Below are 22,078 nucleotides of genomic sequence, written 5' to 3' on the forward strand. Positions count from 1 at the left end.
GGGAGTGCGCGCGCCGCTGGTCGCCGCCTCCGATCGCCGGCACGCCGTCCGGGGCGTCGCGGAACGGCGCCGTCGCCCGGAGCCGTCTCGGCGTCGGGCCCTTGGTCTTCGCCCCCTCGGCGGCGGCCCGGCCGCTGGCCCCCGCGGAGCGGAGGCGTGGGGCATGCGGCGCCGGGATCGGCGCGCTCATCGGCAGCGACAGGCCAAGCGCCTCTGTGATGCAGGCCATGGTCGAGGCCGTGCCCATCACCATGCAGGTGCCGACCGATGGCGCAAGGCGGCCGTTGACCGCCTCGATCTCGACATCGTCGATCTCGCCGGCGCGATACTTACCCCACAGCCGGCGACAATCGGTGCAGGCGCCGAGCACCTCGCCCTTGTGATGACCGACCACCATCGGCCCGACCGGAATCACCACCGTCGGCAGATCGGCGCTGATCGCGGCCATCAGCTGCGCCGGCAGGGTCTTGTCGCAGCCGCCGATCACGATCACCGCATCCATCGGCTGGGCGCGGATCATCTCCTCGGTGTCCATCGCCATCAGATTGCGCAGATACATCGAGGTCGGATGCGCAAAGCTCTCGGCGATCGAGATGGTCGGGAATACGAATGGCATTGCGCCCGACAGCATCACGCCGCGCTTCACCGCCTCGATGATCTGGGGCACGTTGCCGTGGCAGGGATTGTAGTCGCTGTAGGTGTTGGTGATGCCGACGATCGGGCGGTTGAGCGCATCGTCCGAATAGCCCATCGCCTTGATGAAGGCCTTGCGCAGGAACAGCGAGAAGCCGGCGTCACCATAACTGGTCAGTCCCTTGCGAAGTCCGTCGGCCATTTTCTTCTCGTCCCGTTGATGGTTCGGGCGCACTTAAGGAGCGGCGGGAATTATTGTCAATATGAGATAATCCGGCGATGGAGCGGAGCTAGTCTGCGGCAAAATCGCCCCCATTATTGACAATAACCCTCGCGCCATGCTGACCTCCGGCATCGATCCGAAGCCGCGAGCGCATGAAAGCCCAGCCCACATTGCCCGAACTCCAGGCCCCCTCGCGCGAGGAGGAGCAGGCGGAGGTGATCCGCCGGCTGGAGGAGGACATCATCTTCGGCCGCTTCGAACCTGGCCTGCGGCTGGTCGAGGATACCTTGATGCAGCGCTACGGCGCGAGCCGGCATTTCGTCCGCCAGGCGCTGTTCCAGCTCGAGCGCCAGGGCATCGTGCTGCGCGAGAAGAATGTCGGCGCCACGGTGCGGTTCTATTCGGCCGGGGAGGTGCGGCAGATCTACGAGGTGCGCGAGATGCTGACGCGCCAGGCGGCGCTGATGATCGCCCTGCCCGCGCCGGAAAGCCTGATCGACCAATTGAGCGAGCTGCAACGGCAGTACTGCCTCAAGGCCGACGCGCAGGACATGCGCGGCATCCACGAAACCAACGATGCGTTCCACCTCGCGCTGTTCTCGGCCTGCGGCAATCCCTATCTGGTCCGCTCGCTGCAGGACTACATGAACCTGACGCTGCCGATGCGCGCCAAGAACCTCGCCGACAGCGAGGGGCTGGCGCTGTCGCGCCGCCAGCACGAATTGATGATCGAGCTCTTGAAGGGCCGCGACAGCTGGGCGCTGGCGCAGCTCTGCGTCGATCACATGCAGTACAGCAAGGCGGACTACCTCGTCCGCATCTCCAACGACAAAAAGCCGCAATAGCGCGATACGCGGCCTCCTCGTGAAGGAGACCGCGATGCGCCATGTGGCTCTGTTGATTGGATCGTTCGCCGCGCAGCTTGCGCTTGCCGGCGTCAGCCAAGCGGCCGATCCGCGCGCGACCGAGCTCATCTATGAGCCCTGGACCAAGACCTGCCTGACCCAGGCGAGTTGCTTCGTCGCCGCCACCGCGCGCGGCCAGTGCGCGCCGTCGGGCGGCACCATCACCATCTCGCCGCAGAGCAGCACGCGCGCACTGCTCACCGCCAATGTCGGCACGCGGACCATGCTGGAAGGAACGATCAGCCTCCGCATCGATCAGGACGAACCGATGCAGATCGCCCGGACGCATTGCTACACGCTCGGCTGCGGCGGCACGCTGGAGGCCAATGGCGAGCTGATCGATCGGCTGAAACACGCGCAAACGATCGTCGTGGAAGCCAAGAACCTGACCGGACAGAAGATCAGCCTCACCTTCCCGCTCAGCCACTTTTCCCAGAGCTATGACGGGCCCGGAAGCGCCCCCAAGGCGACATCCGGGAAAAACGCGAACGAGCCGCAGCGGGAGCACACCGAAGCGGTGAAGCAGCTGCCGCAGTGCGACGACTGATCATTTCTTCCAATCGATCACCCTCGTGCGGTCACCGTCGAACTCCATGCTGCAGAACGCGCCGCCCTGGTAGTAATCGCCGACGGGATCGGGCGGCAGCTTGGCCTGCTCGGCCATCGCGTGCTCGCGGAAGTCCTCGCCGCGGCCGGTCGGGCGATAGCCGAGATCGTAGGCGCGGTGATTGTCCCACCACGAGCGCTCATTGTAGGACGCGCCGTACAGCACCTCGAAATGGATATCGGGATGTTCGAGGCCGATGCGGCAGAGCTGCACCAGGTCTTCCGGCTTGAGCCAGATCGAAAGCCTGCGGTGATCGAGCGGCGCCTGGCCGAAATTGCCGATCCGGACGCAGGTCACCTTGATGCCGTGCTTGTCGGCATAGAGCGCGCCGACGCCCTCGCCGAACACCTTGCTGACACCGTAACGGCTGTCCGGCCGCGCGGTGACGCCGGTGCCGATGCGGTGATGGCGCGGATAGAAGCCGACCGCGTGATTGGACGAGGCGAAGATCACGCGCTTGACGCCTTTCTTGCGTGCCGCCTCGAACAGATTGTAGCAGCCGATGATGTTGGCCTGCAGGATCGCGTCCCACGAACCTTCGACCGAATAGCCGCCAAAATGCAGGATGCCGTCGACGCCCTCGCAGATCGCCTCGACCTCTGCGAGATCGGCGAGATCAGCAGCCTTGAATTTCTCGTTGCTGCCGAGATCGGAGGGCGGCTTGATATCGCTCAGCAACAGATCCGGATAGATCGGCGGCAGCAGCTTGCGCAGGCTCGTTCCGATTCCACCCGATGCGCCGGTCATCAATATGCGTGGCATGCCGTCCCTCGTCTTTCCTGATTGCTGCGATCGAATTGCGGTCGCAGGCCGACAATGATAGCAAACCAGGCGCTCAAGGAAACACCATCGAAACACCACAACGAGAACAGCAAATGTCCGATGTTCATTCCGCCGGCTGGCGTCCCGCGACCTGCTATCCTGATCCCGCGATCCACGCGCTCGATCCGCGCTTCGAGAAATACTGGCTGAAGCTCAGCGCCGTCGAGCGCATCGCAACCGGCCTGCGCTGGGCCGAAGGTCCCGTATGGTTCGGCGACGGCCGCTATCTGTTGTGCAGCGACATTCCGAACCAGCGCATCCTGAAATGGGAAGAAGAGACCGGCGCGGTCAGTATCTTCCGCAAGCCGTCGAACTTCGCCAACGGCAACACCCGCGATCGCCAGGGCCGGCTGATCAGCTGCGAGCATGGCGGCCGCCGTGTAGTCCGCACCGAGTATGACGGATCGATTACGGTGCTGATCGACTCGTTCGGCGGCAAGCGGCTGAACTCGCCGAACGACGTCGTGGTGAAATCCGACGGCGCAATCTGGTTCACCGATCCGATCTTCGGCCTGCTCGGCAATTACGAGGGCTACAAGGCCGATCCCGAGATCGAGCCCAACGTCTACCGGCTGGATCCCGAAACCGGCCAGGCCACCATCGTCGCCGAAGGTGTGCTCGGCCCGAACGGGCTGTGCTTCTCGCCGGACGAGACAATCCTCTATGTCGTGGAATCCCGCGGCGAGCCGAACCGCAAGATCCTCGCCTATGACGTCTCCGCCGACGGCAAGACGATCTCGAACAAGCGCGTGTTCATCGATGCCGGCCGCGGCACGCCCGACGGCATGCGCTGCGACATCGACGGCAATCTGTGGTGCGGCTGGGGCATGGGCGATCCCGAGCTCGACGGCGTCGTCGTGTTTGCGCCGGACGGCGTCATGATCGGCCGCATCGCGCTGCCGGAGCGCTGCGCCAACCTCTGCTTCGGCGGGCTGAAGCGCAACCGCCTGTTCATGGCGGCAAGCCAGTCGATCTATGCGCTCTACGTCAACACCCAGGGCGCACTCGGCGGTTGATTGTCTTGGTCGTCCCGGCCTAGTGCGCAATTGCGCACGGGGGGCCGGGACCCATAGCCACCGATGCATATTGGCTTCGCAAGCCGGAGCCGCAATCTTCGCAAAACGAAGGCCTGTGGTAATGGGTCCCGGCCCCCGTGCGCAATTGCGCACTAGGCCGGGACGACGCTGAATATGTAGCTTCCGAAACGTCTGACGCCGGAGCGGTGATCCGCCCCGGCGCCAGAATGTTGTCTCTCGTAGCTTGCGCTTACGCGGCGTTGTAGCCGGCGACAGCCTTGGCTTCGAGATATTCTTCCAGACCGTAGCGGCCCCACTCGCGGCCGTTGCCGGACTGCTTGTAGCCGCCGAACGGTGCGCTGCGCTCGTTCGGCACGCCCTGCAGGTTGACGTTGCCGGCGCGGATCTGGCGGCCGACGCGGCGCGCGGTTTCCACGGTGTCGGCCGAGACGTAACCGGCGAGACCATAGGGCGTGTCGTTGGCGATCTTCACCGCCTCAGCCTCGTCCTTGGCGCCGAGGATGGTCAGCACCGGTCCGAAGATTTCCTCGCGGGCGATCGTCATGTCGTTGGTAACGTCGGCGAAGATGGTCGGACGGACATAGAAGCCCTTGTTGACGCCCTCGGGCAGGCCCGGGCCACCGGCGACGAGCGTTGCGCCTTCGTCGATGCCCTTCTGGATCAGCGCCTGGATCTTGTCCCACTGGCCGCGGTTGACCACCGGGCCGATCGTGGTGCCGTCGGCACGCGGATCACCGGCCTTGGTCTTGTCGGCGACGCCCTTCGCGATCGCAGCCACTTCCTTCATCTTGGAGAGCGGCACGATCATGCGCGACGGCGCGTTGCAGGACTGGCCCGAGTTGTTGAACATGTGCATCACGCCGCCGGTCACCGCCTTGGCGAGGTCGGCGCCTTCGAGGATGACGTTCGGCGACTTGCCGCCGAGTTCCTGGCTGACGCGCTTGACGGTCGGCGCCGCACGCTTGGCGACGTCGACGCCGGCGCGGGTCGAGCCGGTGAACGAGATCATGTCGATGTCCGGATGCTCGCTCATCGCAGCACCCACCTCCGGGCCGAGGCCGTTGAGCAGGTTGAACACGCCCTTCGGCACGCCGGCTTCATGGAGGATTTCCGCGAAGATCAGCGCCGAAGTCGGGGTGAACTCCGACGGCTTCAGGATCATGGTGCAGCCGGCGGCGAGCGCGGGCGCGACCTTGCAGGCGATCTGGTTGAGCGGCCAGTTCCAGGGGGTGATCATGCCGACGACGCCGACCGGCTCGCGCACGATCACGGCGGTACCCATGGTCTCCTCGAACTCGTACTTCTTGAGCACTTCGAGGGTGTTCATGAGGTGGCCGAGGCCGGCGCCGGCCTGCAGCTTCTCGGCCATCGGCAGCGGAGCGCCCATCTCGTCGGAGACGGCGGCGCCGATTTCCTTCATGCGGCCCTTGTAGACCTCGACGACCTTGGTGAGCAGCGCGATGCGCTCCTCGCGGCTGGTCTTGGAATAGGTCTCGAACGCGCGCTTGGCGGCGGCGACTGCCTTGTCGACGTCGGCCTTCGAGCCGAGCGCAATCTCATACATCGCTTCTTCGGTCGCCGGATTGACGACGGGGGTGGACTTGCCTTTGACGACGGGATCGACCCAGGCGCCGTCGATGTAGAATTGCATGCGATTGACCATCGGAAACCTCTTGTAGGGGGCGTATGGATAAGGGGAACGGACAGCGTTCGGCAGGCATCCTTGCACGAAAGCAGGGCGAATTGAACCCGCCATATGCGGGGCGCGGCTCGTGCACGCCCACGGCATATAATGTTGCTGCCGCACCGGTGGCAAGGTTGGCTTCGTCGCCCCGGCGAAGGCCGGGGCCCATCACCACCGACCGCAATTGGTAAAGGGTGCTGTTAGAACGAGTCGCGCTTACTTGCTGCCACTCGTGGTTATGGATCCCGGCCTGCGCCGGGATGACGATGGGGAGATATCCCTCGTCACACCGCCATCTTGCGATGCCGCACCGGGGCGCCGACCGACACGCTCTCCGCCGCATCGATGATGGCATTGGCGTCGATACCGTAGTGGCGGTAGAGGTCGCCGATCGTGCCGGTCTGGCCGAAATGCTCGACACCGAGCGCCTCGACCCGGTGTCCGCGCACGCTGCCGAGCCAGCCGAGCGAAGCCGGATGGCCGTCGATCACGGTCACAATGCCGCAGTCGCGGCCGAGCGGTGCCAGCATGCGCTCGATATGACTCAAATGCTGCGCGCCGCGGCGATCGCGACGCAAATTCCGCGCGGCGGACCAACCGGCATAGAGCCGGTCGGCAGAGGTTACCGCAAGGAGACCGACATCGCGGTGGCTCTCGCCGATCAGGCCGACCGCCTCGATCGCCTCCGGCGCGACCGTGCCGGTATAGGCAATGACGACGTCGCAGTTCGGGCCCGGTTTGCGCATCCAGTACGCGCCATCGGTGATGTCGCGCTGCAGGTCCGGCGTCATGATCCGTTGCGGCTGCTCCAGCGTTCGGGTCGAGAGTCGCAAGTAAACCGAACCACCCTCGGCGCCCTCCCGCTGCATGTGGCCAAAGCCCCAGCCCATGATCACGGCAAGTTCATCGACAAAGGCCGGATCGAACGAGGCGAGCCCATCCTGTCCGATCCCGATCAGCGGCGTCTTGATCGACTGATGCGCGCCGCCTTCCGGAGCCAGCGAAATGCCCGACGGCGTCGCCGCCACCATGAAGCGGGCATCCTGGTAGCAGGCATAGTTCAGCGCATCGAGGCCGCGCTCGATGAAGGGATCGTACAGCGTGCCGACCGGCAGCAGCCGCGCGCCATTGATCTGCCGCGACAGGCCGAGCGCCGAGAGCATGATGAACAGATTCATCTCGGCGATGCCGAGCTCGAGGTGCTGTCCCTTCGGCGAATATTCCCAGGCGTAGGCCGACGGGATCTTCTCCTGCCGGAACAAATCGTGGTTCTCCGCCTTCGCGAACAGGCCGCGGCGATTGACCCAGGCGCCGAGATTGGTCGACACGGTGACGTCGGGCGAAACAGTGACGACGCGCGACGCGAGTTCGCTGTCGCCGCGCGCCAGTTCGTGCAGCACGAGGCCAAAGCCCTGCTGCGTCGACATCTGCGCGGAGGCCTTGAACACCAGCCGCTCCGGCACCTCGATTTCCGGCGCCGAGAGACGGCGGCGGCCCTCGCGATTGAACGGCGCCTCCGCCAGGAACGCGTCCAGCTTTGAAGGCTCCTGCGACAGGCCTTCGAACTTGTCCCACTCATGGCCGGTGCGGATATTTTGCGCCGCGCGCCACTTCTCCATCTGCGCGACCGTCATCAGGCCGGCGTGGTTGTCCTTGTGGCCCTGCATCGGCAGGCCGACGCCCTTGATGGTGTAGGCGATGAAGCAGACCGGACGGTCATGGTCGATCGCCTCGAACGCCTCGATCATGCTCGCCATGTCGTGGCCGCCGAGGTTCGACATCAGCGCCAGCAACTCGTCGTCGCTGCGGCAGTCGATCAGGGCCGACACGTCACCCTGGTCTCCGATGTCGTCGCGCAGATGCTTGCGGAAGGCGGCACCGCCCTGGAAGCAGAGCGCCGCGTACATCTGGTTCGGGCAATTGTCGATCCAGCGCTTCAACGCTTCGCCGCCGGGCTCGGCAAATGCCTCGAGCATCAGCTTGCCGTACTTCACGATCACCACGTCCCAACCGAAATTGCGGAACATGGTCTCGAACTTGGCCCACAGTCCTTCGCGCACGACAGCGTCGAGCGACTGCCTGTTGTAGTCGACCACCCACCAGGTGTTGCGCAGGCCGTGCTTCCAGCCTTCCAGCAGCGCCTCGAAGATGTTGCCCTCGTCCATCTCGGCGTCGCCGACCAGCGCGATCATGCGGCCCTCGGGCCGGTCCTTCATCCAGCCATGCGCCTTGACGTAGTCCTGCACCAGCGAAGCGAACAGCGTCTGCGCCACGCCGAGGCCGACCGAGCCGGTGGAGAAGTCGACGTCGTCGGTATCCTTGGTGCGCGACGGGTAGGACTGCGCGCCCTTGTAGCCGCGGAAATTCTCCAACTTGTCGCGGGTCTGATGGCCGAACAGATACTGGATGGCGTGGAACACCGGGCTCGCATGCGGCTTCACCGCGACGCGGTCCTGCGGGCGCAGCACCGAGAAATACAGCGCCGACATGATGTTGGTGAGCGAGGCCGACGATGCCTGGTGGCCGCCGACCTTCAACCCGTCGCTGGAGGGCCTGATATGGTTGGCGTGATGGATGGTCCACGACGACAGCCACAGCACCTTGCGGGCCAAGGCTGTGAGCATGTCGAGGCGTTCAGGCGCGATTCCCATGGCAATGCTCCCAGGCGATATCCCCGATGTTACTGCCGGCCGCGCCGCCGAAAATCTCAATTCCACGCGACAGCACAGGAAAAATTGGGATAAATTCCCACGATCCGGCCGCAACTGACGAGTTCATCCCAATGCCCGCCCTCGATGCCATCGACCGCAAGATCCTGAGTCTGCTCCAGACCGACAGTCGCATGACCATGCAGGAGCTCGCCGACAAGGTCGGTCTGTCGGTGTCGCCCTGCCACCGCCGGGTCAAGCTGCTCGAGGAGCGCGGCGTGATCTCCCGCTACATCGCAACCGTCGACCAGAAGTCGATCGGGCTGCATGTCTCGGTGTTCATCTCGATCAAGCTGGCGCGACAGAAGGAGGAAGACCTCAACCGCTTCGCGCGCGCGATCTCGAAATGGGACGAGGTGCTCGAGTGCTATCTGATGACCGGCAACCGCGACTATCTCCTGCGCGTCGTCGCCGCCGACCTCTCCTCCTATGAAGCGTTCCTGAAGAACAAGCTGACCCGGCTCGACGGCATCGCCTCGATCGAGTCGAGCTTTGCGCTGAGCCAGGTGAAGTATTCGACGGCGCTGCCGGTGTGAGGGTGTTGGGTTGGGACGTGCTCGTGCCAAATCCCGGCTGTCGTCCCTGCGAAAGCAGGGACCCATACTCCGCAGCCGGTGTTGTGAACGGGACTTATCGTTCCGCCATCGCACGACAATGACGATTTGTGGTTATGGGTCCCTGCTTTCGCAGGGACGACACCAGATTTGTTGCGGCAGGTGAGTCATGGCTCCGTATTCTCGCGACATGATTTGTCCGAGCCTTGCACTTCGTTCCACCCTCCTCAAACAGAGGGCGCCCAAGTCAAGCCCCGACGAGTCAAGCCTCGAATTGCGCCGATTTGCTTGGCGCGTCATCCCGGGCAATACTAGACTTGCTGCCATGGGACGCTCGAAAGATCCCGCCACAACGCACGGCCATAGCGTCCATACCACCCCGGCGTGACGGGCGGAGGGCGACCGGCCGGGAGGAAACCGGATGATCTCGGCCCGCTCGCATGTCGAGGAAATTGCGCATGTTGCCCTCGGCAAGGGCAGCCTGCGCGACGCGCCCGTGGTGCAGTCCTGGCTCCGGTGTCTCAACGATTATCGCCTCGATCCGGCCCAGGCGCAGGAAGCCTACATCGTACCTTCGACCCAATTGAAGGAACATCGCGAGCAGTCGGACGAGTTGATCAGGATCGGCCGCTCGGCGGTCGAGGGCCTGTTCCGCCACGTCATGGACCAACACTACGTGCTTCTGCTTTCCGATGCCCGCGGCGTCACGGTCGATTTCATGGGCGACCCGACATTCGACAATCAGCTGCGCCGCGCAGGCCTCTATCTCGGCTCGGAATGGTCCGAGAACCGCGCCGGCACCTGCGCCGTCGGCGCCTGCATCGTCTCCGGCGATCCGGTCATCATCCATCAGGACGATCATTTCGACAGCAGCCATATCGGCCTGACCTGCACGGCAGCGCCGATCTTCGACACGCTCGGCGACCTGACCGCCGTGCTCGACATTTCGCAATTGCGCTCGCCGACGGTCAAGGCGAGCCAGCACCTGGCGCTGCATCTCGTCACCACCACGGCCCGGCGGATCGAGCTCGCCAACCTGATGGCACGAACGCGGCACGACTGGATCCTGAGGATTTCCCGTTCGCCAGATTTTCTGGACGTCGATCCCGAGGCGGCGATAGCCATCGACGCGAACGGGCGCATCTCCGGTCTCACGCATGGCGGCTTCCGCGCGCTCGCCCGCATGTTCGAGCCCCAGCCGGGCGCCGCGCGCGGCGTGATCGGAACGCCGATCTCGCAACTGTTCGACATCGACGTCGATGATCTGCCGCGATTCACGCGCAGCCGGGCCGACCGGGAACGCGTGATCCGGACCCGTTCCGGCGTGATGCTGTTCGCCGGCGCGATCGCGCCGGTCACACGCACGCGCGGCCTCCCCGCCGCCGATCGCATCCCGCGCCCGTTGCGTGAATTGAGCTTTGGCGATGCGGCCATGGAAGCGGTGCAATTGCGCGCCTCCAAGCTCGCTCCGCGGGACGTGCCGATCCTGATCCAGGGCGAGACCGGCGCCGGCAAGGAATTCCTCGCCCGCGCCATTCACGACATCCGCCCCAATCCCGGACGCTTCGTCGCGGTGAATTGCGCCGCCATCCCCGAGGCGCTGATCGAGTCCGAACTGTTCGGCTATGCGAGCGGCGCATTCACCGGTGCCGCACCGCGCGGCAAGATCGGCCTGATCGAGGCCGCCGACGGCGGCACCCTGTTCCTCGACGAGATCGGCGACATGCCGATCGGATTGCAGGCGCGGCTGCTACGCGTTTTGTCCGAGGGCGAGATCACTCCCGTCGGCGCGCACCGGCCGAAACCGGTCAGCTTCCGCCTGATCTCGGCCTCGCATCATCGCCTCGATCAGCTGGTCGCCGATGGCCGCTTCCGCCGCGACCTGTTCTTCCGTCTCAATGCTGCGACGCTGATGTTGCCGGCATTGCGCGAACGGCAGGACCTCGACGGGCTCGTCGATCATCTGCTGGCCCGGATCGGCGCCGACGAGGGCCGCACCATCCGGCTCTCGCACACCGCGCGCATGGCGCTGCGCCGCCATCCCTGGCCGGGCAATTTGCGCGAGCTCGCCAACACGCTCCGCGTCGCGGCAGCGCTCGCGGATGGATCGGAGATCACACCGGACGATTTGCCGGAGACGTTGCGCAATCCCGCGGAGCCCGCGACGGCTGTCGCATCGGCAAGCGACGATCTCGCCGCCGAGCTCGCCGCCTGTGGCGGCAATGTCTCCGAGCTTGCCCGCCGGCTCGGCGTCGACCGATCGACCATCCATCGCCGCCTCCGCCGCCTGAAGCGGAGCTAACGCACCTGTGGCAGGTGTGGCGCCACAGCTGTGGCGCCGCCACGCGGCGCGACACCCCGACGCTTCCGTAAAGCCTTGATTTCATGTGACCTGCATGCCCGGCACCCCTGGCATGCCGCTTGCGCTCCCTTGGCCGAACGCCGCGATCGCCGATCGCTCGCGTCAATCACCAAAAGGAGGAAATGCATGCTGGACACCACTGCGAACGCCAAGGCGGAAGTTCTGCTCAACCGGTTCGGCAAGACGCTCGAGGACGGCGATATCGACGCCGCCGTCGCGCTGTTTGCGACCGACTGCTACTGGCGCGATCTCGTCACCTTCACCTGGAACATCAAGACGGTCGAGGGCCGCGACGGGGTTCGCGATCTGCTCACCCACACCCTCAAGACGGCCAAGCCGCGCCATTGGCGCGTCGCGGAAGGTGAGACCGCCGGCGAAGCCGACGGCATCCTGGAGACCTGGATCAGCTTCGAGACCGACGTCGCGCGCGGATACGGTCTGGTCCGCTTCCGCGACGGCCTGATCTGGACGCTGTTGACCACGATGGCCGAGCTGAAGGGACATGAGGAAAAGTCCGGCTTCACCCGGCCGCTCGGCGCCAAGCATGGCGTCAATGCCGGTGCCAAGAGCTGGAAGGAGGAGCGTGAGGAGGAAGCCCGTTCCCTCGGCTACACGACGCAACCCTATGTGGTGGTCATCGGCGGCGGCCAGGGTGGCATCGCGCTCGGCGCGCGGCTGCGCCAGCTGAACGTACCGACCATCATCATCGAGAAGAACGACCGGCCCGGCGACAGCTGGCGCAAGCGCTACAAGTCGCTCTGCCTGCACGATCCCGTCTGGTACGACCACCTGCCCTATATCGACTTCCCGAAGAATTGGCCGGTGTTCTCGCCGAAGGACAAGATCGGCGACTGGCTCGAGTTCTACACCAAGGTGATGGAGCTGAACTACTGGACCCGGACGACGGCGAAGCGCGCTTCCTTCGACGAGGCGACCAAGGAGTGGAATGTCGTCGTGGATCGCGACGGCGAGGAGATCGTGCTGAAGCCGAAGCAGCTGGTGTTTGCGACCGGCATGTCAGGCAAGCCGAACATCCCGAAGTTCAAGGGAATGGACCAGTTCAAGGGCGAGCAGCACCATTCCTCGCAGCACCCGGGACCGGATGGCTACAAGGGCAAGAAGGTCGTCGTCATCGGATCCAACAACTCGGCACACGACATCTGCGCCGCGCTTTACGAGAACGGCATCGACGTCACCATGGTGCAGCGCTCCTCGACCCACATCGTCCGGTCCGCGCCGCTGATGGAGGTCGGCCTCGGCGATCTCTATTCGGAGCGCGCGGTGAAGGCCGGCGTGACGACGGCGAAGGCGGACCTGATCTTCGCCTCGCTGCCGTACCGGATTCTTCATACCTTCCAGAAGCCGGTCTACGACAAGATCCGCGAGATGGATGCCGATTTCTACGCAGCGCTGGAGAAGGCCGGGTTCAAGCTCGACTTCGGGACCGATGATTCCGGCCTGTTCATGAAGTATCTGCGGCGCGGATCGGGCTACTACATCGACATCGGCGCCTCGCAGCTGATCATCGACGGCAAGATCAAGCTCGCCGGTGGCCAGGTCGAGGAAATCACGGCAAGCGGAGTGAAGCTCGACAATGGACGCGAGGTGCCCGCCGACGTGATCGTCTACGCGACCGGCTACGGCTCGATGAACGGCTGGGTCGCCGACCTCATCAACCAGTCGACTGCCGACAAGGTCGGCAAGGTCTGGGGCCTCGGCTCGGATACGCCGAAGGATCCCGGCCCCTGGGAGGGCGAGCAGCGCAACATGTGGAAGCCGACGCAGCAGGAGGCGATGTGGTTCCACGGCGGCAATCTGCACCAGTCGCGCCACTACTCGCACTATCTGGCGCTGCAGCTGAAGGCACGCCAGGAGGGCATCCCGACGCCGGTCTACGGACTGCAACAGACCCATCACAAGGGCTGAGGCAGACTGCCCCGCCTGGTCTTCCGCTCCCGGACCAGGCGGGATTTTTCGGAGATTGAATATGCCGGTGGCGAAGCCTTGCCCGTGGCGTCGCGATCCCTGGAGGACGTGAACACGCTGTTCCTGGCTCTTGCGGTGCAACTCAATCCACAATCGTCGCTGGAACCGGCGGCGGCGCGCGACGTTGATGTCAGGCATCGCTGAGTATCCGAAGGGTGAGGACATATGCCGAGGGCTGCCCGCAACAAGCACACTGTCCTGGCGTTCGTCGCGATCCTCGCAGTCGCGGCATCGACCGCGCTGTTTGCAGGTAGCGCCGATGCCGCCCGCGGTGGTGGCGGCGGCCATGGCGGTGGCGGTCATGGCGGCGGAGGCTTCCATGGTGGCGGTGGTGGATTTCACGGCGGTGGCGGCGGTTTCCACGGCGGCGGCGGAGGCTTCCTCGGCGGCGGGCTTCGCGGTGGCGGCTTTCACGGAGGTGGCTTTCACGGCGGAGCCGCCCGCGGCTTTCATACCATTCATGCCGCTCCCCATGCCGCCACAAGGATCGGGCACGGCGGCGGCGCGCGGCAATTCCATGCCGCTCGCAATCCGGCCGTCTCGCACGGCGTAGCCGCCGCCGGCCGTCATGCGCCTTCGGCGGCCGCGATGCGGCGCAACGCCAGCGCCGTCGGCCGCACCTTGTCTTCGCGTCCGGTTACGGCCGCCCTGCGCAGCCCGGGCGGTTTGCGTAATCCGGCGGCGCGCGCCGCGATCATGACGGCCGCCGCCGGCGCGGCCTGGGGATATCACAACAACAATGGCGGCTGGTGGTGGCGCCATCCGCATGGCGGCTTCGGCTGGGTCGGCCCGGTGTTCTGGCCCTACGCCTATTACGATCTCTATGACTATGCCTGGTGGGGCGACGATTACGACCCGTACTTCTGGGACTACGGCTACAATGACATCTACACCGGCCTGTTCGGTCCCTATGACTATGGTGCCTTGAGCGGTTATGCCGACTATCTGCCCGGCCGCGCCGCTCCGCGGCCGCCGGTCACCAGCCGATCCGGCGCTCCCTATCAAGCAAACGCGCTTGCCGACATGTGCGGCAGCGACACGCGCGATATCGCCGGCTTCCCGATCGAGCAATTCCGCAGCGCCATTCAGCCCAATGCCGAGCAGAGCGCCGCGCTCGACGATCTCGCCAGCGCGTCGCAGAAGGCGTCCGAGACCATTCTCAACTCGTGTCCCAAGGACGTGCCGTTGACCGCACCGAGCCGCCTCGCCTCGATGCAGCAGCGCCTCCAGGCCATGCGCGACGCGGTCGGCATCCTGCAACCGGCGCTGGAGAAATTCTACGGGCTGCTCAGCGACGATCAGAAGGCGAAGGTGACCGCGCTGGCGGGGAACCGGCAACGCACCGGGCGTGAAGCGGCGTCAGGCAACGGCAGTTGCAACACGGCGCAAGCCGCCGCCATCGCATGGCCCGGCGAGATCATCGAACGCGACGTCAAGCCGACCGACGCGCAGCGGGCGAGCCTCGATGCCTTGCGGGATGCTGCGACGAAGGCCGAGGACGCATTGAAATCGTCTTGTCCGCCGACCGACGCGCGCACGCCGCCGGCCCGCCTTGCGGCGGTCGAAGCCAGACTGGATTCCATGCTTCAGGCGATCGGGACGGTACGTCCTGCGCTCGACACCTTCTACAACGCGCTCAGCGACGAGCAGAAGGCGGCCTTCGACGCGGTCGGGCCCGAGCGCGACGGCAACAGGACCGCAATGGCCGCAACCGACGACGAATCCCCGCGAAGTCATCATCGCCGCCACCACCGTCACGGCCCGAATATCGGAGGCATGATCTTCCGGATGATGGGCCTGTAAGGCTCACCATCGCCCTGCGCGCATGGCCCGCTAAGGCGCGATCCATATGCCCATGACGATGATGACGAGTGCGACCGCGATCACCAGCATATCCGTCGTGAGCCAATCGGGCATTCCATTTGATGGCTGCTCGCTCATGTCCACGACTCCTTCTGTTCGCGTCGAGCCAACATGCTGGAACGGATCAGCGCGAACGAAGATGAACTGGTTCACATAACGGCGCGACAAGCGGTCGCTCCAGAATTCGCGCATTTGCGCGCGCTCAAGTTGCGGCATGCGATTGATCTGCCGCCCAGGTTTCTGAACATGTTCGGCAACGAAGGCGGCTACCGCGAACGGCAGCACATCATCGCGCAGCGCGCAGTCGGATCGCGCGACCAACAACGCGGACGCACTTGCCGCTCCACTCACACCTTGCCGCGATATCTCAACGCGTCGACCAGCAGCGAGAATGCAGGCGATGCTTGCCGGCGGCTTGGATAATAGAGGTGGTAGCCGGAGAACGGCGGACACCAGTCACCCACCACGCGCACCAGCCGGCCGCTCGCCAGTTGCGGCTTCGCCTGTCCTTCGGTCATGTAGGCCAGACCAAGTCCGTTGACCGCGGCGCTCAGCAGCGTGACGGCGAGTTACGTGTGAGCGCTCCCACGATCATGTGAGGCGCGCACCGGAGGAAGGGCTCCCTCCCCCCTTGCGGGGGAGGGAGCCTGACGAATGTGCTCATCTCACGATGGATTCAGATCCCATCCGCACAGATGCGTAGGGAGGATCAGCGAAGCGTAATCCACCATCTCTTCCGTGGCGCGAAGTCGGTGGGTTACGCCTTCGGCTAACCCACCCTACGCTTCCCCTCACAGCACCTTGCGCTGCGCCAGGTTCTTCATCAGCGCACTGAGGCCGAAGCTCCAGGGCTCGCATTCGTCGCTGCCCCGCATGCGGTTGACGAGCTTGCCGAGCTGCGGGGCGGCGATGGTGACGATGTCGTCGCGCTTGTGGGTAAAGCCTTCGCCCTTGGCGTCGCGGTCCTTCACCGGTGCGAACATCGTGCCGAGGAACAGCGCAAAGCCATCAGGGTATTGATGCACGGGGCCGATGGTCTGGGCGACGAGGTCGGTCGGGTCGCGGCTGATCTTGCTGATCGAGGAATGGCCCTCGAGCACGAAGCCGTCGGCACCTTTCACAGTGAGACCGACATCCATCTTCCTGACGTCGTCGAGCGAGAAGGTCGCATCGAACAGCCGCAGCAGCGGGCCGATCGCGCACGAGGCGTTGTTGTCCTTGGCCTTCGACAGCAAGAGCGCCGAGCGGCCCTCGAAGTCGCGCAGGTTGACGTCGTTGCCGAGCGCCGCGCCGACGATCCTGCCGGCACCGGAGACGACGAGCACGACCTCCGGTTCGGGATTGTTCCAGGTCGATTTCGGATGCAGCCCGGCATCCATGCCCGTGCCGACCGAAGACAATGTCGGCGCCTTGGTGAATACTTCGGCGTCCGGGCCGATACCGACCTCGAGATACTGGCTCCAGGCGTTCTGGTCGATCAGCACCTGCTTCAGCCGCATCGCCTGCTCGGAGCCCGGCTTCAGCTTGGAGAGATCGTCGCCGACCAGGCGCACCACCTCCTTGCGGATCGCGTCCGCCGACGACGGATTGCCACGCGCCCGCTCCTCGATCACGCGTTCCAGCATCGAGATCGCGAAAGTGACGCCGGCGGCCTTCAGCACCTGGAGATCGACCGGCGCGAGCAGATGCGGCCTCGTCTTGTCGCGGCCATCGGGCGGCGTGTTGGCGAGGACCGCCTCGAAATCGCCGATCCGCTCGCCGCGCGTGGCGTGCAGGGCGCTCGCGGGATCCCTCTCCTCACACAGCGCGCTCACCGTGGGGAAGCGCGCGGTGACGTCGAACACGCCGTCGCCCCGCACCGCGACCACGGCCGGCCCGCCCGCCTGCGGCAACCAGACCCGCCCGACCAGCGTGCCGCGTGTGCCGTCCTCCGGCAGGGTGTCTCTTGGCGTGAGCGAAATCATCGGCATCTCCCTTTTTTCGTCTTGTTAGCATAGTCGGCCCGGGGGCGTGAAACAGCGGTCATGCCGATGTCATAGAGGGGTAACATCGCCCGTCAATGCTGCCGTCCGATCCATCTAACACACTGAAAGACGGACGTTCATGACCGCCTCCGACCTCACCGACGAAGCCGCCCGGGACGAAGCCCTGCGCGAGGAGGCCTTGCGCGCCCGCATTCACCAGGAGATGGCCGACAGCCTCCACGAGGAACTCGAGCTCGAGCTCGACGACGTCAGGCTCGACGAGCTCGACCACGACGGCGCCGTCGGACTGCCGTCGATCGACCGAAAATTCTATTTCCGCGAATTGCTGCGGTTGCAGGGCGAGCTGGTCAAGCTGCAGGACTGGGTACAGCACGAGAAGAAGAAGGTCGTCGTGCTGTTCGAGGGCCGCGATTCCGCCGGCAAGGGCGGCGTCATCAAGCGGATCACCCAGCGGCTCAACCCGCGCGTCTGCCGCATCGCCGCGCTGCCGGCGCCGAACGAGCGCGAGCGCACGCAATGGTATTTCCAACGCTACGTCTCGCATCTGCCGGCCGGCGGCGAGATCGTGCTGTTCGACCGCAGCTGGTACAACCGCGCCGGCGTCGAGAAGGTGATGGGGTTCTGCACCGACGAGCAGTACGAGGAATTCTTCAATTCGGTGCCGGAATTCGAGCGCATGCTGATCCGCTCCGGCACCATCTTGCTGAAATACTGGTTCTCGATCACCGACGAGGAACAGGCGTTCCGCTTCTCGATGCGGATCCGCGATCCGCTGAAGCAGTGGAAGCTGAGCCCGATGGACGTCGAGGCGCGGACCCGCTGGGAGCTCTACACCAAGGCCAAGGAGACGATGCTGGAGCGCACGCATCTGGCGGACTCACCGTGGTGGATCGTCGATGCCGTCGACAAGAAGCGCGCCCGGCTCAACTGCATCTCGCATCTGTTGAGCCAAATCCCCTACCAGCAGGTCGCGCACCAACCGGTGGTGCTGCCGCCGCGGGTGCGCAACCCCGACTATCACCGCGGCCCGATCCCGCCCGAAATGTACGTGCCGGGGCAGTATTGATGGTGGTCGCTTCCCCTCTCCCCGTTCTTACGGGGTCGAGACGAGCGAAGCTCGCTCTTAGAGGGTCAGGGTGCGGGGCTGCCTCCGCGCGAACGGTGAATGTTACACTCGCCGGGTAAGGCGCATTATTTCTGAATAATAGAATAATGGCGTTGATTTGCCCGACATGTAAAGTTGCCCCGTCGAATGCCGGCACGCCGCGGGCTACTTTGCATGGGGTTGTTTTCGATATTTTGGCAGTGCGCCCCTGCGGAGGCCGCAAGCAGAGCGAGGTGAAGAGATGGGCATCCCCTCTTCGCCACGCCTACCAATGGCGCAGGCGCGCGCACTTGCTGGCACCGGATACCGACGCTAGGCTTCCCCATCTGGTGCAGGGAGGCCCGCTTGACTCAATCCGACGACATCAAAATTTCCGAAGATCGCCGCGACGCACTGCGCTATGCGCTCGGGATCGGCAGCGGGGCTGCGCTCGCGGCCGCCATGGCCACCCCGGCCGCGGCGCAGACGCAAGCCGACAACACGCTGGATCGCATCCGCGCCAACAAGGTGCTGCGCATCGCCGTGCTGCCGGGCGAGCTGCCCTATTTCAACAAGGATCTCGCCACCGGCACCTGGTCCGGCTTCTCGATCGAGATGGCCAACGATCTGGCCAAGCTGCTCGACGTCAAGCTGGAATATGTCGAATCGACCTATGGCAATTCGATCCTCGATTTGCAGGCCAACAAGATCGACCTCGGCTTCGCGCTCAACCCGACGCCGCAGCGCGCGCTGGTAGTGGATTTCACCAATCTGGTGTTCCCGCATCCGTTCGGCGCGATGCTCAAGAAGGGGCTGGAAGCCAAGACCTGGGCCGACATCAACAAGCCCGAGGTCAAGATCGCGGTCGACGTCGGCTCGGCCAACGAGGCGGTGGCCCGGCGCTTTGCGCCGAATGCCACCATCAAGTCGCTGAAGTCACGCGACGAGGTGATGCTGGAAATGTCGTCGGGCCGCGTCGATTGCGTGGTCAATGCGCTGGTGCTTGGGCTGACCGCGATCGCCAAGAACCCGAACCTCGGCACCTACAAGATCCTGGCTTCGCCCTCGGTGACGATCGCGAGCGGCACGGCGGTGCGGCGCGAACAGGACAAGCGCTGGCGCGATTTCCTGTCGGTGTGGATCGACTACAACCGCGGCATCGGCCAGATGCGTGAATGGTTCGTCAAGGGCCTGGGGCTTGCCGGCGTCAAGGCCGAGGATGTGCCGGTGGAGTTGAATATTTGAGGAACGAGTCCTCTTCACCTCTCCCCGCTCTTTGCGGGGGAGAGGCGCAGACCGCCTATGGCGGCCGTCTCTCAAGAACGCCGAAGCCGGGCTTCGGCTATGTCGCATCGCAGATGCGATCCGGGTGAGGGGCGAGGCACACTGCTCAACAAACGGCGAACTGCTCACCGGATAGAAGCCCCTCACCCCGACCCTCTCCCCGCAAGAGCGGGGCGAGGGAGAAGAGAAATCACACCTTGTCGTAGGTCAGCCCGCGCTCCAGCCGTCTTGCCACCAGCGTCGACGGGAACAGGATTGCGAAATAGATCAGCGCCACGATGGTGTAGACCTCGAGCGGGCGGTAGGTGTCGGCGTTGATCAGCGTTGCGTTGTAGACGAGATCCGGCACCGCGATGATCGAGACCAGCGAGGTGTTCTTCAGCTGCGTCACCGACTGGTTGACATAGGGCGCCATCATCGGCTTCAGCGCCTGCGGCAGGATCACGAGCCGCATCAGGCGCCAGCCGCGGAAACCGAGCGCCTTCGCGGCATCCCACTGCCCGACCGGCACGCTTTCAATGCTGCCACGCACGATCTCGGCATAGAACGCGCCGCCATAGAGCGAGAGCACGCTGACCGCTGCGACATGCGCTGGGATGTTGACGCCGATCACGACCGGAAATGCGTAGTAGAACCAGATGATCTGCACCAGCAGCGGCGTGCAGCGGAAGGTTTCGATATAGGCGATCAGGGGCCAGTCGATCACGGGAATGCGGCGCAGCCGCAGCATGCCGACGATCAGGCCGATCAGCGTGCCGAGAATGATGGTGCCGATCGTGTAGGCCATGGTCCAGCCGAGCCCGAGCCAGAACAGATGGCTGTACTTGGCGAGGATCCCGAAATCCCAGACGTAGTTCATCCTGCCCCTCGGTTGCCCGCTTGATCCCCCAGCATCGCAGGCAGCCTTGCGCGTGTCACGCGATATACCGGTCCGGCGAAAACGCCTTCACCGCGAATGGTGGCGCAGCGCCTGCGATCATCGCGGCGATCGCGGCACCTGTTCCCGGACCGGTGGTGAAGCCGATATGCTGGTTGCCGAAGGCAAGCCAGAGCCCGCGATGCCGTGGCGCCTGCCCGATCATCGGCAGGCTGTCCGGCAACGTCGGCCGCGCGCCGCGCCAGCGCTCACCGACCGCGTCGCCGAATTCGGCCACGCTGCGCGCCATCGGCACCACGGCCTCGAGCTGCGCAAAATTCGACGGCGCGTCGCGCGCGGTCAGCTCGACGCCGCTGGTGACGCGAATGCCCTGCTCCATCGGCGTCATCAGGAAGCTGCCCTCCGCATCATGGATCGGCCGCAGCAATTTGCGTGCCGGGTTCGGCACGAAATGCTGGTGATAGCCGCGCTCGAACGCCAGCGGCACCCGATAGCCGAGCGGCCGCAGCAGCTCGGCCGACCACGGTCCGAGCGCGATCACGACATGGCGCGCGGCAATCTCGCCGTCGGCGAGCTGCACGCGCCAGCCGTCGCCAACCGGCTCGATCCGCCGGATCTCGGATTGCCTGATCGTGCCGCCGCCATTCGCAAGCAGCTGCGCGTAGGCCTTGACCACCGCGCCCGGTGAATCGACCGATGCCGTCTGGCTGTGCAGCAGGCCGACGCTATAGGCAGGAATGATGTTCGGCTCGAGCGCGGAGATCGCCTGGCGGTCGAGCACCTCACTCTTGATACCGAACTCGGCAAGCGCCGCATGCTCGGCCTTCGCAGTCGCAAGCCCATCGCCGCGCCAGGCTTTCAGCCAGCCGGTCTCGCGGATGCGATGGCCGGCGCCCGCCTGCACGATCCAGTCGCGATGCAATGTCAGCGACGTTCCGATCAGGCCGTGCAGCGCGGCGGCGCGCGGTTTTGTTTGCGCCGGCGTTGCCGTGGCGAGGAAACGGATCACCCAGCCGGCATTGGTGATGGCCCATGGGAGATTCCAGCGCAGCGCCGGATGCGTGTTGGTGAGGTATTTCGGCAGGTTCTTCAGCAGCGCCGGCGTGTTCAGCGGCAGGATCGAGCCCGACGAGATGATGCCGGCATTGCCGTAGGAGGTTTCGCTGCCCGGCTCGCGGCGGTCGACGACGACAACGGAGAGCCCGCGCTGCCGCGCGGCGAGGCCCGCCGAGACGCCGACCATGCCGGCGCCGAGCACAACGACATCAACCAGTTGTGCTGGCGTGCTCTCGCTCATGCCGTCACATCAAGGTCAGGCCGCCATCGACCGGCAGCGTGGCGCCACCTATCCGGGATCGGCCGCCGCGAAAGCCGCGCTCGAAGTGCTGGTGACGTCGCTCGCGTCCGAGCTCGCCAGCCCGGGCGCCACCGCCACCGCCCTGATGCCGGGCTACACGCGCAAGG

The 22,078-nt window shown here is 65.1% G+C and carries 17 protein-coding genes and 1 pseudogene; 9 read left to right on the top strand and 9 right to left on the bottom strand.

Annotated elements, in window-relative coordinates; genetic code table 11:
• Nucleotides 1-835, bottom strand: an 835-nt coding sequence (locus FNJ47_RS30845) for a dihydroxy-acid dehydratase domain-containing protein (RefSeq protein WP_175068441.1), incomplete at its 3' end; no start/stop codon positions are given.
• Between the two features lie 173 nt (nucleotides 836-1,008).
• On the opposite strand from FNJ47_RS30845, the gene FNJ47_RS30850 reads away from it, so the two are divergent.
• A complete protein-coding gene (locus tag FNJ47_RS30850; protein WP_163159723.1) occupies nucleotides 1,009-1,701 on the top strand; it encodes a GntR family transcriptional regulator in 693 nt (230 codons plus the stop codon).
• A gap of 34 nt (nucleotides 1,702-1,735) precedes the next feature.
• A complete protein-coding gene (locus FNJ47_RS30855) occupies nucleotides 1,736-2,308 on the top strand; it encodes an invasion associated locus B family protein (protein WP_163159724.1) in 573 nt (190 codons plus the stop codon).
• Here FNJ47_RS30855 and FNJ47_RS30860 read toward each other — a convergent pair whose 3' ends face one another.
• Entirely contained in the window at nucleotides 2,309-3,130 is an 822-nt protein-coding gene (locus FNJ47_RS30860) for an NAD-dependent epimerase/dehydratase family protein (RefSeq protein ID WP_163159725.1), read from the bottom strand.
• Between the two features lie 113 nt (nucleotides 3,131-3,243).
• Here FNJ47_RS30860 and FNJ47_RS30865 point away from each other — a divergent pair, with 113 nt between their 5' ends.
• The gene (locus FNJ47_RS30865) at nucleotides 3,244-4,206 is read left to right on the top strand and encodes an SMP-30/gluconolactonase/LRE family protein (protein WP_163159726.1); all 963 of its coding nucleotides are present in this window, start codon (nucleotides 3,244-3,246) and stop codon (nucleotides 4,204-4,206) included.
• Nucleotides 4,207-4,456: 250 nt separating this feature from the next.
• Here FNJ47_RS30865 and FNJ47_RS30870 read toward each other — a convergent pair whose 3' ends face one another.
• A complete protein-coding gene (locus FNJ47_RS30870) occupies nucleotides 4,457-5,890 on the bottom strand; it encodes an aldehyde dehydrogenase family protein (protein ID WP_076862559.1) in 1,434 nt (477 codons plus the stop codon).
• 305 nt (nucleotides 5,891-6,195) lie between these two features.
• Nucleotides 6,196-8,562: a transketolase gene (locus tag FNJ47_RS30875; protein ID WP_163159727.1), complete on the bottom strand. Its 2,367-nt coding sequence runs from the start codon at nucleotides 8,560-8,562 to the stop codon at nucleotides 6,196-6,198.
• A gap of 131 nt (nucleotides 8,563-8,693) precedes the next feature.
• On the opposite strand from FNJ47_RS30875, the gene FNJ47_RS30880 reads away from it, so the two are divergent.
• The 4 genes from FNJ47_RS30880 to FNJ47_RS30895 all read left to right on the top strand — a co-directional run bounded on the left by FNJ47_RS30880 (nucleotide 8,694) and on the right by FNJ47_RS30895 (nucleotide 15,324).
• Nucleotides 8,694-9,155 carry an Lrp/AsnC family transcriptional regulator gene (locus FNJ47_RS30880; protein ID WP_016841346.1) on the top strand — a complete coding sequence of 154 codons (462 nt, stop codon included), beginning with the start codon at nucleotides 8,694-8,696 and terminating at the stop codon, nucleotides 9,153-9,155.
• Between the two features lie 439 nt (nucleotides 9,156-9,594).
• Nucleotides 9,595-11,475 (top strand): sigma-54-dependent Fis family transcriptional regulator, encoded by a 1,881-nt coding sequence (locus FNJ47_RS30885; RefSeq protein ID WP_163159728.1) that lies wholly within the window; start codon nucleotides 9,595-9,597, stop codon nucleotides 11,473-11,475.
• Nucleotides 11,476-11,661: 186 nt separating this feature from the next.
• Nucleotides 11,662-13,461: an NAD(P)/FAD-dependent oxidoreductase gene (locus FNJ47_RS30890; RefSeq protein ID WP_163159729.1), complete on the top strand. Its 1,800-nt coding sequence runs from the start codon at nucleotides 11,662-11,664 to the stop codon at nucleotides 13,459-13,461.
• Between the two features lie 225 nt (nucleotides 13,462-13,686).
• Nucleotides 13,687-15,324, top strand: a complete 1,638-nt coding sequence (locus tag FNJ47_RS30895) for a Spy/CpxP family protein refolding chaperone (protein ID WP_163159730.1) — start codon at nucleotides 13,687-13,689, stop codon at nucleotides 15,322-15,324.
• 30 nt (nucleotides 15,325-15,354) lie between these two features.
• Here the strand turns inward: FNJ47_RS30895 and FNJ47_RS30900 are convergent, their stop codons facing one another.
• The 3 genes and pseudogenes from FNJ47_RS30900 to FNJ47_RS30910 form a co-directional block, all read right to left on the bottom strand.
• Nucleotides 15,355-15,705, bottom strand: coding sequence for a hypothetical protein (locus FNJ47_RS30900; protein ID WP_236000185.1), 351 nt, complete (start codon nucleotides 15,703-15,705; stop codon nucleotides 15,355-15,357).
• 26 nt (nucleotides 15,706-15,731) lie between these two features.
• A pseudogene (locus FNJ47_RS30905) lies at nucleotides 15,732-15,938 on the bottom strand (LysR substrate-binding domain-containing protein); the annotation flags it as partial.
• Nucleotides 15,939-16,175: 237 nt separating this feature from the next.
• Nucleotides 16,176-17,348 carry a fumarylacetoacetate hydrolase family protein gene (locus tag FNJ47_RS30910; RefSeq protein ID WP_163159732.1) on the bottom strand — a complete coding sequence of 391 codons (1,173 nt, stop codon included), beginning with the start codon at nucleotides 17,346-17,348 and terminating at the stop codon, nucleotides 16,176-16,178.
• A gap of 139 nt (nucleotides 17,349-17,487) precedes the next feature.
• Here FNJ47_RS30910 and ppk2 point away from each other — a divergent pair, with 139 nt between their 5' ends.
• Both ppk2 and FNJ47_RS30920 read left to right on the top strand, forming a co-directional pair.
• On the top strand, nucleotides 17,488-18,435 hold the full coding sequence (gene ppk2 / locus FNJ47_RS30915; protein WP_163159733.1) for a polyphosphate kinase 2: 948 nt from the start codon (nucleotides 17,488-17,490) through the stop codon (nucleotides 18,433-18,435).
• Between the two features lie 384 nt (nucleotides 18,436-18,819).
• Complete coding sequence (locus tag FNJ47_RS30920; protein ID WP_163159734.1) at nucleotides 18,820-19,698, top strand: transporter substrate-binding domain-containing protein; 879 nt, start codon at nucleotides 18,820-18,822, stop codon at nucleotides 19,696-19,698.
• 229 nt (nucleotides 19,699-19,927) lie between these two features.
• Here the strand turns inward: FNJ47_RS30920 and FNJ47_RS30925 are convergent, their stop codons facing one another.
• Nucleotides 19,928-20,596: an amino acid ABC transporter permease gene (locus FNJ47_RS30925; protein ID WP_163159735.1), complete on the bottom strand. Its 669-nt coding sequence runs from the start codon at nucleotides 20,594-20,596 to the stop codon at nucleotides 19,928-19,930.
• A gap of 55 nt (nucleotides 20,597-20,651) precedes the next feature.
• On the bottom strand, nucleotides 20,652-21,911 hold the full coding sequence (locus tag FNJ47_RS30930; RefSeq protein WP_163159736.1) for an NAD(P)/FAD-dependent oxidoreductase: 1,260 nt from the start codon (nucleotides 21,909-21,911) through the stop codon (nucleotides 20,652-20,654).
• Nucleotides 21,912-22,078: the final 167 nt, after the last annotated feature.

The sequence above is a fragment of the Bradyrhizobium uaiense genome (genome assembly GCF_010811875.1).
GTDB lineage: Bacteria > Pseudomonadota > Alphaproteobacteria > Rhizobiales > Xanthobacteraceae > Bradyrhizobium > Bradyrhizobium uaiense.

What these genes read in the sequence shown, in the direction of transcription:
- FNJ47_RS30850 (WP_163159723.1), top strand. Translation starts at nt 1,009, where the DNA reads ATGAAAGCCCAGCCCACATTGCCCGAACTCCAGGCCCCCTCGCGCGAG.
- FNJ47_RS30855 (WP_163159724.1), top strand. Translation starts at nt 1,736, where the DNA reads ATGCGCCATGTGGCTCTGTTGATTGGATCGTTCGCCGCGCAGCTTGCG.
- FNJ47_RS30860 (WP_163159725.1), bottom strand. Translation starts at nt 3,130, where the DNA reads ATGCCACGCATATTGATGACCGGCGCATCGGGTGGAATCGGAACGAGC.
- FNJ47_RS30865 (WP_163159726.1), top strand. Translation starts at nt 3,244, where the DNA reads ATGTCCGATGTTCATTCCGCCGGCTGGCGTCCCGCGACCTGCTATCCT.
- FNJ47_RS30870 (WP_076862559.1), bottom strand. Translation starts at nt 5,890, where the DNA reads ATGGTCAATCGCATGCAATTCTACATCGACGGCGCCTGGGTCGATCCC.
- FNJ47_RS30875 (WP_163159727.1), bottom strand. Translation starts at nt 8,562, where the DNA reads ATGGGAATCGCGCCTGAACGCCTCGACATGCTCACAGCCTTGGCCCGC.
- FNJ47_RS30880 (WP_016841346.1), top strand. Translation starts at nt 8,694, where the DNA reads ATGCCCGCCCTCGATGCCATCGACCGCAAGATCCTGAGTCTGCTCCAG.
- FNJ47_RS30885 (WP_163159728.1), top strand. Translation starts at nt 9,595, where the DNA reads ATGATCTCGGCCCGCTCGCATGTCGAGGAAATTGCGCATGTTGCCCTC.
- FNJ47_RS30890 (WP_163159729.1), top strand. Translation starts at nt 11,662, where the DNA reads ATGCTGGACACCACTGCGAACGCCAAGGCGGAAGTTCTGCTCAACCGG.
- FNJ47_RS30895 (WP_163159730.1), top strand. Translation starts at nt 13,687, where the DNA reads ATGCCGAGGGCTGCCCGCAACAAGCACACTGTCCTGGCGTTCGTCGCG.
- FNJ47_RS30910 (WP_163159732.1), bottom strand. Translation starts at nt 17,348, where the DNA reads ATGATTTCGCTCACGCCAAGAGACACCCTGCCGGAGGACGGCACACGC.
- ppk2 (WP_163159733.1), top strand. Translation starts at nt 17,488, where the DNA reads ATGACCGCCTCCGACCTCACCGACGAAGCCGCCCGGGACGAAGCCCTG.
- FNJ47_RS30925 (WP_163159735.1), bottom strand. Translation starts at nt 20,596, where the DNA reads ATGAACTACGTCTGGGATTTCGGGATCCTCGCCAAGTACAGCCATCTG.
- FNJ47_RS30930 (WP_163159736.1), bottom strand. Translation starts at nt 21,911, where the DNA reads ATGAGCGAGAGCACGCCAGCACAACTGGTTGATGTCGTTGTGCTCGGC.